Here is a 13,010-nt window from a genome sequence, read left to right as displayed (position 1 = left end):
GTTTGGCACTGAACGAGAGTTGGAGCTAGATTTCAGGCCCGCTTCGCCAACAAGACCGGCAACACAAGCCGGCGCGTGAGACGGGCGGCAGAGGAGGGAGCGCGCATGGCCGGACCAGCGGTGCTGACGGTTGCCGACACGATCGCGAGGAGCTTTCTGCTCGCGGTTCAAACGCGTGGCGACAGGCCCGCGATCCGCGAGAAGAAGTTCGGCATCTGGCAACCGACCAGCTGGCGCGAATGGCTGCAGATCTCCAAGGACATCTCCTACGGCCTGCATGCCACAGGCTTCCGTCCCGGCGACGTTGGCTCGATCATCGCCAACGCGGTGCCGGAATGGGTCTACGCCGACATGGGCATCCTGTGCGCCGGCGGCGTCTCGTCCGGCATCTATCCGACCGATTCGGCCGCGCAGGTCGAATACCTCATCAATGATTCCCGCACGCGGGTGATCTTCGTCGAGGATGAGGAGCAGCTCGACAAGGTGCTGACCTGCCGGTCGCGCTGTCCGACGCTGGAGAGGATCGTCGTGTTCGACATGGAGGGCCTCTCCGGCTTCTCCGATCCGATGGTGCTGTCGCTCGCGGAATTCACGTCGCTCGGCCGCAATCATGCCTGGGGCAATCCGGCGCTGTGGGACGAGATGACCGGCAGCCGCACCGCCTCCGATCTCGCGATCCTGGTTTACACCTCCGGCACCACGGGCCCGCCCAAGGGCGCGATGCACTCCAACCGCAGCGTGACGCACCAGATGCGCCACGCCAACGATCTCTACCCCTCGACCGACAGCGAGGAGCGGCTGGTGTTTCTGCCGCTCTGCCACGTCGCCGAGCGGGTCGGCGGCTACTACCTCTCGCTCGCGCTGGGATCGGTGATGAATTTCGCCGAGAGCCCGGAGACGGTACCGGACAATCTTCGCGAGGTGCAGCCGACCGCATTCCTCGCGGTGCCCCGGATCTGGGAGAAGTTCTATTCCGGCATCACCATCGCGCTGAAGGATGCGACCCCGTTCCAGAACTGGATGTATGCCCGCGCGCTCGCGATCGGCAACCGGATGACCGAGTGTCGGCTGCAGGGCGAGACGCCGCCTTTGTCGCTGCGGCTCGCCAACCGCGCGGCCTATTGGCTGGTGTTCCGCAACATCCGCCGCATGCTCGGGCTCGACCGCTGCCGGATTGCGCTGACCGGCGCCGCGCCGATCTCGCCGGATCTGATCCGCTGGTATCTCGCGCTCGGCATCGACATGCGCGAGGTCTACGGCCAGACCGAGAATTGCGGCGTCGCGACCATGATGCCGGCGGATCGCATCAAGCTCGGCTCGGTCGGCAAGGCCGCGCCCTGGGGCGAGGTGATGATCTGCCCGAAGGGTGAGATCCTGATCAAGGGCGATTTCCTGTTCATGGGCTATCTCAACCAGCCGGAGAGGACCGCCGAGACGATCGACGCCAAAGGCTGGCTGCACACCGGCGACGTGGGGACGATCGACAATGAAGGCTATGTCAAGATCACCGACCGGATGAAGGACATCATCATCACCTCCGGCGGCAAGAACATCACGCCGTCCGAGATCGAGAACCAGCTCAAGTTCTCACCCTATGTCTCGGATGCGGTCGTGATCGGTGACAAGCGGCCGTATCTCACCTGCCTGATCATGATCGACCAGGAGAATGTCGAGAAATACGCCCAGGACCACGACATCCCCTTCACCAATTACGCGAGCCTGTGCCGCGCACGCGAAATCCAGGATCTGATCCAGCGCGAGGTCGAGGCGGTCAACGTCAAGTTCGCGCGCGTCGAGACCGTCAAGAAATTCTATCTGATCGAGCGCCAGCTCACGCCCGAGGACGAGGAGCTGACGCCGACCATGAAGCTGAAGCGCAGCTTCGTGAACAAGCGCTACGCGGCCGAGATCGCCGCCATGTATGGCGAACGCGCGGTGGCATAGCCGAGGAGAAAGAAATTGGCGAAGGAGCGAGCAGGCCCGACCCTTCGCTTAACATGGGCCATGTAAGGAGGAGACTGCAATGTCGAAATCGCTGAAGGCGCTGGGCCTTGCGGTGAGTGCGCTGGCGCTGACCTGTCTGCCGGCCGCAGCCCAGACCAAGGTCACCAATGAAGGCATCTCGCCGACCGAGATCGTGATCGGAACGCATCAGGACTTGTCCGGCCCGATCAAGGTCTGGGGCGTTCCGGTGTCCAACGGCATGAAGATGGCGGTTGAGGAGATCAACGCCGGCGGCGGCATCAACGGCCGCAAGATCAAGATGATCCTGGAGGACAACGGCTACGATCCGAAGAAGGCGGTGCTGGCCTCGCAGAAGATGGTCGAGCGCGACAAGGTGTTCGCGATGATCGGCCCGATGGGCTCGCCGACCGTGCTCGCCGCGCAGGACATCCTGTTCGATGCGGGCGTGTTGCAGCTGTTCCCGCTGACGGCCGCCGAATTCACCTTCAAGTTCGATCCCGCCAAGCCGCAGGAGCGGCTGAAGTTCAACAACCTCCTGCCCTATGTCGAGAGCACGCGCGCCGCGCTCAAATACATGATGGAGTGGAAGAACTTCAAGAAGCCCTGCATCATGCATCAGGATGACGAGTACGGCAAAAACGTGCTCGACGGCTTTACCCAGCAGCTTGGCGCGATGAAGGTGCAGCCGGCATCGGTCACGAGCTACAAGCGCGGCGCCTCCGACTTCTCGGCGCAGGTCGCCAAGATGAAGGCCGACGGCTGCGACCTCGTGGTGCTCGGCACCGTGATCCGCGAGACCATCGGCGCGATGAACGAGGCCAAGAAGCTCGGCTGGGACGTGACCTTCCTCGGCGCCACCCCGACCAACGTGCTCGAAGTGCCGGCGCTCGGCAAGGAAGCCGTCGAAGGGCTCTATGCGGCCTCGGGCTTCGAGATTCCCTACGAGGACACGGCCAAGGGCAAGGTGAAGGACTGGCTGGTGAACTACAAGAAGATGTTCAACACCGACGCCAATACCCAGGCGATCATCGGCTACAACGCGGTGATGACCTTTGCCTTCTACGCCCAGAAGGCGGGCAAGGATCTCTCCGGCCAGAAGATGCTGGACTCGCTGGAGTCAGGCGACAAATTCCTCGACATCTTCAGCTCGCCGCCGACCAAGTTCTCCAAGACGGATCATCTCGCCAACACCATCACCCAGGTGCAGCAGGTCAAGGGCGGCCGCTGGGTGCTGGTGAAGGATAATCTGATGTTCTGACGGGCAGTCGCTCATCTGGATTCACTCGTCATTGCGAGGAGCGAGCGACGAAGCAATCCATCTTTCCGCGGAGGGATGGATTGCTTCGCTTCGCTCGCAATCACGGAAAGTATTTCTGGCCGGCTCTTAGTTCGTACGCGCCGCCGGCCGCCAAGCGGCCTCGGCGACGAGCGGGGCATCGACATAGCGGCTGACGCCGTGCTGGTCGATCACGAAGGTCGGCCGAAAACTCCTGATGTCGCTGTCCTCGATCATCGCCATGCGGCGGTTGTCGAGCGTCAGCCAGCGGCCGTCGAGCCGCGCGGCGAGCACCGCATGGTCTTCGCCGCCGACGAGGTCATGCAGGACGACGATCCGCAGATCTTCCGGCGCCACGCCGGCCTTGCGCAGCGCCACGAGTTTCGCGATCGCATAGTCCTCGCAGTCGCCGCTGCCGCGGGCGAAGGTGGCGAGCGGCGTCGCCCAGACGTCGGGCTCGCCATAGGCCGCAAGATCGCTGCCCGGACGGATCGCAAGGTTGATCGCGCGGTTGATCTCGCCGAGCCGGGCGCGACCCTGACGCGCCCGTCCGGCTTCGACGATCGCCAGGAATCGCAGCGCCGCCGGCGACGCGCAGCCGGCGCGGTCGCTCTCGCAGGCTGCCAGTTGCTCCAATTCGTCGGCGAGCTGGCGCTGCACGCCGAGCCATTTGTCGTGCAGGCCGCCGTCGGCAAGCAGGCTGGTCGTCAGGCCGAACGGCTCGGTCGATTTTCTGATCAGCGTCGCCGGACCGGGCGAAAGCAGCGAAGCGGCATTGAGCTCGGCAACCGGCGCGGCCAGGGCCAGGCCGAAGCCCAGCATGACGGCGCGCAGCGCAAGCGGGCGAAGCGAGAATCTCATCCGACACCCCCTGTCCGCTCTTCGGCGGGTGGAAATTGCACCGCGCACGCGATCGGATCGTTTCATGCCGGGCAGCATGGCGAACGATCCCTTCGAATCGACTTAAGATGTGGGGAATCAGGGGAAGAGGCTAAAGGGCGCCTGCTTGGGGTCCCGAAAACTTTACCGGTTTGTGAAAGGAAGCGGCGAACCTTTTTCCACTGCTTTGCAACTCATCCTTGCCCTCTGGTTAACCCGGCCGGTCCGCGCACGGGACTGCTGTGATTTGTAAGCTAAGTCACAGCTTTGGCCGGGAAATTGGGGTCAAATGCCCGCTCTGGGCTAAGGGGAAATAGAGGCAAGTACAGAAATGCCAATCAATACCACGAATACGTGGCTCAGTACGTATCTTGGCTTGAATCCCACCTTATGGTACCGTCAAACGAATCCGAACTACACGGCTCTTCACAGCGTGAGCCAAGTCACATCCAGTCAAACCGCACAACAGGGCCACCTTGCGCAAGCACAGAGTGGTTTCGCCAAGCTTTATCCGATGATATGCAGGCATAATCATTCGGATATTTTAACAATATTAACTCTCGTGCGGTGATCCGCAGTGAACTTTGTCGAGAAATTCGACGGCCTGTTGCCGAACACGGACGCTTATGCCCGTGGATACGTGCACGTCGACAGCGTTTCCACGCATGCTCCGCCCGGCGCGATCATCGTCGACGACGGGCAATTGCTGTTCACCGGCGACCTCAAGCGGGCCGGGCTCGACCTCGTCATCGCGAAGGACGATCGGGAACTCGTCCTGCACGACTATTTCAAGGGCGAGAAGCGCGCGCCGCTGGCGTCGCCTGACGGCGCGCATCTCACCGGCGATCTCGTCAGCGCACTCACCGGCTATACTCAATATGCCCAGGCCGGCGGCGCGGCGGAGCCGGCCAAGGTCATCGGCCATGTCACCAAGCTGACCGGGAACGCGACGGCCATCCGCAACGGCGTCGCGATCGTCCTGAACCAGGGCGATAACGTCAACAAGGGTGACGTGGTGCAATCCGGCGGCGACTCGACGCTCGGCATCACCTTCATCGACGGCACCGTGTTCGGTCTCGGCCCGAACGCCAAGATGGTGCTGAACGAAATGATCTACGACCCGAACGGGTCGAGCAATACGTCGCTGATGAGTCTGGTCTCGGGCACGATCTCCTTCGTGGCCGGCGCGACCGCCAAGCACGGCGACATGAAGGTCGATACGCCGGTCGCGACCATGGGCATCCGCGGCACCGCGGTGCTGGTCGAGATCGATTTCGACGTGCAGGGCACCGGCGGCGTGCCGCCGGCCAAATTCCAGGTGCTGGTCGAGCCCGATGGCAGCACCGGCTCCTACATCCTGTTCGACAAGACGACGCTCAATCCGATCGCGACCGTCGATCAGGCCGGCACCCAGACCATTGTCAACGGCCAGGGCAGCGTCAGCTTCGTCTCGTCGGCGCAACTGTCGACCGATGCGCAGAAGCTGATCTCCGACGTCTTTGCGCTGAAGTTCACGGACAACAACAATCCCAACACCAAGCTCACCACCAACTTCACGGACAGCGTCGTCCCGGTCTCGAGCAGCTTCAAGCTCACCAGCAGCGACAGTGGCGCGCCGATCATCATTCTGCTGACCTTCGTCAACACGACCGGCCCTCAGGCCGGCGGCGTTCCCAACAGCAGGATCGAGCACATCCCGGGGCCGCCGCAGGTCGTGACCCAGGACGCGGCGTTTACCGAGCGGCCGGGGCTGACCCAAAGCGGGCTGTTCGACACCGCGACGGGCCAGATCAAATGGCTGGACCTCAATGTCGGTGACATACCGAGTGCGAAGGTCGACTATTCCGCGTTCAGCTACCGGGACGCCGACGGCAGCGACGTGACCTCATCGCTGACGGCAGCGCAGCTTGCGGCCATCAAGACCGTCGAGATCCCGTTGCTGCTCGAGCCCGATCCGAACAACAAGAATGCCGGTTCGGCGACCTGGACCTACAACCTTGCCGACAGCGCGTTCGACTTCCTGGCTGCCGGAGAAACGCTGACGCTGGCCTATGTCGCGCGCGTCGATAACAATTTCGCACCGAACAACGAGACCACGTTCAAGACCTTCACGATCACGATCACCGGCACCAACGACTCCCCGGTGGTGACGTCCTCGGCGCAGGCCGGTTCGATCACCGAACTCCCAGCAACGACGAATTCCGCCCAGCCTGATACGGCGCACGGCACGCTGACATTTACCGATGCGGATCTGACCGACACGCATACGGTCACCATCACCGGCGTCACCGAGGCCGGCGTCACCACCGGACTTGCCAGCCATGCCACCGTGCTGAGCTGGCTGTCGTTGGGCGCGCTGACGGATTCGACCGATGGCGTGACGGGATTGCGCTCCTGGACGTTCTCGGCCGCCGACAGGAGCTTCGACTATCTCGCCACCGGCGAGACGCTGACGCTGACCTACACGGTCGAGATCGACGACCATCAGGGCGGCGTCGTCACGCTGCCGGTCACCATCACGATCGTCGGCACCGACGACAGGCCGGTGATCACCTCGCCGACCCAGGCGGCCGCCATCACTGAAGCCGAGGAGACGACCGGCTCGGTCGTGCCGGATACCGCATCCGGTACCGTGACCTTCGTCGATGTCGATCTCAGCGACACCCACAGCGTCACCGTTGCCGGCGTCACCGAAACGGGCGTGACCACGGGGCTTCCCGATCAGGCGACGATACTGGGCTGGATGTCGCTCGGCACGCTGACGGATTCGACCGGCGGCGTAACCGGATCGCGCGCCTGGACTTTCTCGGCCGCCGACAGGAATTTCGACTATCTCGCTGTCGGCGAGACGTTGACGCTGACTTACCTGATCCAGGTCGACGACCACCACGGCGGTGTCGTCACCCAGCCCGTCACCATCACCATCACGGGCACCAACGACGTGCCGACGTTCACGTCGGAGCCGCCGACCGCCACGGTCCCCGAGATGATCGGCGAGACCGGATCGATCAAGCTCGACGTGGCCCAGGGCGCGGTGACATTTGCCGACGTCGATCTCGGCGACACCCACATCGTGTCCATCACCGGCGTCGCGGAATCCGGAACGACCACAGGCCTGCCTGAGGACGAGTCCACGATTCTGAACTGGCTCTCGCTGGGGACGCTGACCGATTCGACCGGCGGGGTCGCCGGATCCCAGGCCTGGACCTTCTCGGCCGCCGACCGCAATTTCGATTATCTTGCCGACGGTGAGACACTGACGCTGACCTATACGGTCGAGGTCAATGACCATCATGGCGGCGTGATCAGCCAACCGGTGACGATCACGATTACCGGCAGCAATGACGCGCCGATCGTCACGTCGGCGCCTCAGGCGGCCATCATCCCCGAACAACCCGATACGACCGGTTCATCGACGCTGGACAGCGCATCCGGCACCGTGACCTTCACCGATGTGGATCTCAGCGACACCCACACCATGACCATCACCGGCGTCGCCGAATCCGGGGCGACCACGGGCCTGCCCGACGAGGCCACGATCCTGAACTGGCTGTCGCTGGGGACGTTGACGGACGCGACCGGCGGTTCAACCGGATCGTCGACCTGGACGTTCTCGGCCGCGGACCAGAATTTCGACTATCTCGCCCTCGGCGAGACGCTGACGCTGACCTACACGATCCAGATCGACGACCACCATGGCGGCGTCGTCAACGAGCCCGTGACGATCACGATCAACGGCGCCAACGACGCGCCGACACTCGCCGACGTCAATGCCGGCACGCTCACCGATACCGCCGATAACGACACGTTCGGCACGCTGACCGGCACGCTCCATGGCAACGACGTCGACCATGGCGAAACCGCGACGCTGACTTATGCCGCGCTCAATTCGGACCACACTGCGGTCACGCAGATCGCGGGCCTCTACGGCTCGCTGACCGTCAACCCGGACGGCACCTACAGCTATGTTCCCGATGCTGCCGCGATCAACGCGTTGGGCAGGGGCACCTATGCCGACACGTTCGATGTGGAGACGATCGACGCGCATGGCGCCGTCGGGACCGCGAAGCTGACGATCGACGTGATCGGCGCCAACGACGCGCCCGTGATCCACACCGACAACGTCAGTATCACCGAACATCCCAACGGGACCGAGACGATCTCCGGCCTGACCGTGACGGACGCCGATGCGACGGCCGACGAGACCTTCAACATGGCCGCGGCGACGACGCCCGGTGCGGGCAGCAGCGTTGCGCCTTCGTCGCAGGAGGGGCTTCTCTCCGGCATCAACACCGCGCTTGGATCGTCGGGTCTCGTTTACAACCCCGGCCAGACGGCTCCGGCGACCGACACGATCGCGCTTTCCGTGACCGATGGCCATGGCGCAACCGATACGGTCAACCTGATCTTCAACGTCCAACAGGATCGGCCCGAGCCCGTGATTCTGACCGGGACCAGCGACAAGGACGTGTTTTTCGGGTCGGGTTACCAGGACAAGTTCGTGTTTGCGCCGAACTTCAACCACGACACGATCCTGAACTTCACGCCAGGCGAGGACCAGATCGATCTGTCCACGGTCGTCTCGATAAGCACCTTCAGCACCTGGTTCGATCAGCATGTTGCGATATCGCCGACCAATTCGGCGGATACGCTGATCACGATCGACAGCGCAGACACGATCACATTGCACAATGTCGCGAAGGCGAGCCTGTCCCAGAACGACTTCATTATTCATTTTGCGTGACGGGCGCGCGGCCGCGCCGCCGGGGGGCTGGCCCGGCTGATTGTGCACTGCGCATGCTTGCTCGATTGGAACAATTCTGCGCGCGTGATATCCAGATGGCATGAAACGGCTGAAGGCGATACGCAGGTGGTTCGCACGGCGCTTCGGCTATGCGCGGCTGGTCTGCGTGGCGCTGTTGATCGGCATTGCTGCGCTGCGGATCGTGGATCCGGCTCCGGTCCAGGAGCTTCGCGTCAGGACGTTTGACACATTCCAGGCGCTGCAACCGCGCCAGAAGACCGCGCGGCCGGTCACCATTGTCGACATCGACGAAAAGAGCCTCGCCGATCCCCGGCTCGGACAGTGGCCGTGGCCGCGGACCCGGCTCGCCGACATCGTCACCAATCTCACCCGGCTCGGCGCCGTGGTGATCGCGTTCGACGCGGTGTTCTCCGAGCCGGATCGTCTCAACCCCGATATCGCCGCCGATACGTTCAGCAGCCTCGATGAGGAGATGCGCGCGAGGCTGCGGCAGCTGCCGAGCAACGACAGCATCATGGCCGAGGCCATCAAGAACTCGCGCGTGGTGCTCGGCGAATCCGGCGGGCCCAACGTGCGCGCCGACCTCAACGAAAAGCTTCCGGTCACCGGACTTGCGATGCTCGGTGAGGAGCCGCAGCCTTTCATGTACATGTTCCCGGGGTTGCTGCGCAACGTGCCGGTGCTCGAGGAGGCGGCTGCCGGGCGCGGCCTGTTCACGATCAGGCCGGAGCGCGACGGCATCGTCAGGCGCGTGCCGATGATCATGGTGGCGCAGGGCATCACCATGCCGTCGCTGAGCTTCGAGATGCTGCGGGTGGCGAGCGGCTCCGGCACGATCCTGATCAAGGCCGACAAGGCCGGTATCAAGAGCCTGGGTCTCAAGGGCTTTGCGATCCCGACCGATCTCCACGGCCAACTCTGGATCCACTACGCCCGCCGCGATCCCTCGATCTATGTCTCGGCGGTCGATGTGCTGGACGGGCGCGTCTCACCGGACCGAATTGCCGGCAAGCTGATCGTGATCGGCACCTCAGCAACCGGGCTGAACGACATCAAGACGACGCCGGTGACGCCGGCGATGCCTGGTGTCGAGGTTCACGCCCAGGTGCTGGAGAGCGCGCTGACCGGCGATGTCGTTTCGCAGCCGAATTACGGCATCGGCATCGAGTTCTTCGCCGCGCTGATCATGGGGCTCCTTGTCATCGCCTTCGCGCCGAAGTTCGGTCCGATCACGTTGGTCGCCGTCGGCGGAATGTTTGCCTCGGTGCTGATCGGCACCTCCTGGTATTTCTATTCCCAGCACCGGCTGCTGATCGACTTCACCTATCCGCTGATGTCGACCACGGCGATCTATCTCACGCTGATCTTCTCCGCCTTCGTGCGCGAGCAGCAGCAGCGTCGACAGATCAGGTCGCAATTCGTGCAGTACATGTCGCCCGCGCTGGTCGAGCAGCTGGCACAGTCGCCGGAGCGGCTGGTGCTCGGCGGCGAGGAACGCGAGATGACCATCATGTTCTCGGACATGCGCGGCTTCACCTCGATCTCGGAAACCTACAAGAGCAATCCGCAGGGCCTTACGGCGCTGATGAACCGCTTCCTTACTCCGCTTTCCAACGCGATTCTCGCCCGCAAGGGAACCATCGACAAATATATGGGCGACGCCATCATGGCGTTCTGGAACGCGCCGCTCGATGACAAGCAGCACCAGCTCAACGCCTGCGATGCGGCGCTCGACATGCTGGAGCGCGTCGACGACCTCAACCGTGAGCGCGAGCAGGAGGCGAAGGACGGCGGCCACGTCTATGTGCCGCTCAACATCGGTGTCGGTCTCAACACCGGCTCCTGCGTGGTCGGCAATATGGGCTCCGATGTGCGCTTCGACTATTCGGTGTTCGGCGACAGCGTCAATCTGGCCTCGCGACTTGAGGGACAGTCCAAAGAGTACGGCTTCCCGATCATCGTGGGATCGAAGACTGCGCTTGCGGTGAAGGAGAAGTTTGCGATCCTCGAGCTCGATTTCATCATGGTCAAGGGCAAGAAGGAGCCCGAGGTGATCTATGCGATTGCCGGCCGCGAGGATGTCGCGAGCTCCGGCCGTTTCCAGCGGCTGCGCAACCTGACCATCGAGATGCTCGCCTGCTACCGCGGCCGCGATTGGGACGGCGCGCTCGGCGCGATCGAACGCGGCCGCAAGACCGACGAGGCGCAGACGCTGCAACATCTCTACCGCCTCTACGAGGCGCGCATCCACGCCTTCCAGAAGGAGCCGCCGCCCGACGACTGGAACGGCGCATTCGCGTTGACGACGAAATAGCCGACGCAAGCCCGCTGTCGTCCCGGCGAAGGCCGGGACCCAACCACGAATGGTCGTTGACGGAAGATCGTCTCGCCGCGTGCCCATTGCGGCGGCCGCGGCGTATGGGTGCGCAATTGCGCACCAGGCCGGGACGACGATGGAATGTCTATTCCAGCCCGATTTGGGTCAGATCCTGGAACCAGTGCTGCGCCTGCACGAAGGTCTTCACCTTCGGCGACAGCGCGTGCGGATTGGTGTCGTGCACCACCCACACCAGCGCGGCATCGTCGACGATCAGCGCGTGCGCCTGCGCCAGCAGCGCATCCTGTTTGGCGGAATCGAAGGTCTGCTTGGCCTCGTCGATCAGCGCATCGACCTTCGGGTTCTTGTAGCCGCCCCAGTTGACGCCGACCGGCGCCACCTGGCCGGAGTGGAAGAACCGCACGATGGCGTAGAGCGGATCCGACGTGACATAGGCGATGTTGTTGGCGGTGATGCCGGCATTCATCTCGTCCGCCGCGCCCTTGCGCCAGTGCGTATATAATGTCTCGAGCTCGACCACCTTGAAGTCGATGTCGATGCCGATCTCCTTGAAGCTCTGCTGCAGGAACTCGTTCATCGGCAGCGACAGCATCTGCCCGGTGCCGCCCTGGGCAATGATGAACGTCGTCTTCAGCGGCTTATCCTTCGAATAGCCGGCTTCCTCCACCAGCTTCTTCGCGGCCGCGAGGTCGTATTTCAGTTCGAACGTCGGCTTGCCGAACCACGGGCTCGACGGATCGACCTGGCCCTTGGCGGGCTTGGCGAGGCCGTTCATCAGTCCAACCACCGCGTCGCGGTCGATCGCGAGGTTGAGCGCCTTGCGCAGGCGGATGTCGGTCCATGGGGAGCCCGGCAGCACGCTCAAGTGATAGTTCCAGACATGCGGCGTCACGTTGTCGACGATCCGCATGCCGGCGGCCTTGAGCTGCGGCACGGCGTCGGGCGCCGGCGTTTCGATCAGGTCGACCTGGCCGGCCAGCAGCGCGTTGGTCCGGGTCAGCGCCTCCGGCATCGGAATCAGGATCATCTTGTCGACCTTCGCAAGCCGCTTCTTGTCCCAATAGTCCGGGTTCTTCGTCAGTTCGGCGAGCTCGCGCGGCACCAGCTTGGTCAACTTGAACGGACCGGTGCCGGAGGGCTGACTGGCGAACTTGTCCCAGTCCTTGCCGAGCTTTTCATATTGCGCGGGGCTGGAGACCAGGAACCAGAGCATCTGATAGGGGAAGAAGGAGTCGACCGTCTTGGTGGTGATCTCGATGGTGAAATCGTCGACCTTGGCGTAGCTCGCAACCGAAGGCAGGCGGGTCTTGACCTGCGCGCTCTGCCGCTTGTCGAATTGCGGTGCCTTGTCGTTCAGCACCTTGTCGAGATTCCAGATCACCGCGTCGGCATTGAAGTCGCTGCCGTCGTGGAATTTGACGCCCTTGCGCAGCGTGAAGCGCCATTTGGTCTTGTCGTTGTCGTCGACCTTCCATTCGGTCGCAAGCCCGGGCACCAGCTTGCCCGGCCGGTCGGCAACATCCATCTCCCAGGCAACCAGCGGATCGTAGATCGTGTAGGCGGTGAACTGATAGGCGCCCGCGCCGCGATCGGGCTGGCCGGTGGTCAGCGGAATGTCGGCCATCGAAATGCCGTAGCGCACAATGGACTCGGCTTGCGCCGACATGGCCGGCCAGCCCGCGGTCAAGGCAAGCGCCATTGCCGCCATCAGGATCGAATTGCGCGCACGCATATGAAGGCTCCGTTGGAAAGACGTTGGAGCCAAATCCTGCAAGCATGATGCCAGA

At 63.3% G+C, this 13,010-nt stretch carries 6 protein-coding genes; 4 read left to right on the top strand and 2 right to left on the bottom strand.

The genetic code is table 11. The annotated features are described in order from the left end of the window. Window positions 1-105: 105 nt before the first annotated feature. Together ACVWZM_RS15410 and ACVWZM_RS15405 are read left to right on the top strand one after the other, a co-directional pair. Complete coding sequence (locus ACVWZM_RS15410; protein ID WP_057020092.1) at window positions 106-1,944, top strand: AMP-dependent synthetase/ligase; 1,839 nt, start codon at window positions 106-108, stop codon at window positions 1,942-1,944. Window positions 1,945-2,023: 79 nt separating this feature from the next. After that, a complete protein-coding gene (locus ACVWZM_RS15405; protein ID WP_050382511.1) occupies window positions 2,024-3,223 on the top strand; it encodes an ABC transporter substrate-binding protein in 1,200 nt (399 codons plus the stop codon). A 126-nt stretch (window positions 3,224-3,349) separates the two neighbouring features. On the opposite strand, the gene ACVWZM_RS15400 is transcribed toward ACVWZM_RS15405, so the two are convergent. Then, window positions 3,350-4,102, bottom strand: coding sequence for a transglutaminase-like cysteine peptidase (locus ACVWZM_RS15400; RefSeq protein WP_229190241.1), 753 nt, complete (start codon window positions 4,100-4,102; stop codon window positions 3,350-3,352). Between the two features lie 595 nt (window positions 4,103-4,697). Here ACVWZM_RS15400 and ACVWZM_RS15395 point away from each other — a divergent pair. Both ACVWZM_RS15395 and ACVWZM_RS15390 read left to right on the top strand, forming a co-directional pair. Next, window positions 4,698-8,864 carry a VCBS domain-containing protein gene (locus ACVWZM_RS15395; protein ID WP_076832609.1) on the top strand — a complete coding sequence of 1,389 codons (4,167 nt, stop codon included), beginning with the start codon at window positions 4,698-4,700 and terminating at the stop codon, window positions 8,862-8,864. A 100-nt stretch (window positions 8,865-8,964) separates the two neighbouring features. Next, complete coding sequence (locus ACVWZM_RS15390) at window positions 8,965-11,199, top strand: CHASE2 domain-containing protein (protein WP_057020089.1); 2,235 nt, start codon at window positions 8,965-8,967, stop codon at window positions 11,197-11,199. 148 nt (window positions 11,200-11,347) lie between these two features. On the opposite strand, the gene ACVWZM_RS15385 is transcribed toward ACVWZM_RS15390, so the two are convergent. Beyond that, the gene (locus tag ACVWZM_RS15385; RefSeq protein WP_057020088.1) at window positions 11,348-12,955 is read right to left on the bottom strand and encodes an ABC transporter substrate-binding protein; all 1,608 of its coding nucleotides are present in this window, start codon (window positions 12,953-12,955) and stop codon (window positions 11,348-11,350) included. Between the last annotated feature and the right edge of the window lie 55 nt (window positions 12,956-13,010).

This window comes from Bradyrhizobium sp. USDA 4501 (assembly GCF_054062115.1).
Note: the sequence above shows the minus strand (reverse complement) of the source record. Positions and strands in the feature narration are given on the sequence as shown.

Excerpts from the sequence above, each read along its gene's own strand:
- ACVWZM_RS15410 (WP_057020092.1), top strand. The coding sequence starts at position 106 with ATGGCCGGACCAGCGGTGCTGACGGTTGCCGACACGATCGCGAGGAGC.
- ACVWZM_RS15405 (WP_050382511.1), top strand. The coding sequence starts at position 2,024 with ATGTCGAAATCGCTGAAGGCGCTGGGCCTTGCGGTGAGTGCGCTGGCG.
- ACVWZM_RS15400 (WP_229190241.1), bottom strand. The coding sequence starts at position 4,102 with ATGAGATTCTCGCTTCGCCCGCTTGCGCTGCGCGCCGTCATGCTGGGC.
- ACVWZM_RS15390 (WP_057020089.1), top strand. The coding sequence starts at position 8,965 with ATGAAACGGCTGAAGGCGATACGCAGGTGGTTCGCACGGCGCTTCGGC.
- ACVWZM_RS15385 (WP_057020088.1), bottom strand. The coding sequence starts at position 12,955 with ATGCGTGCGCGCAATTCGATCCTGATGGCGGCAATGGCGCTTGCCTTG.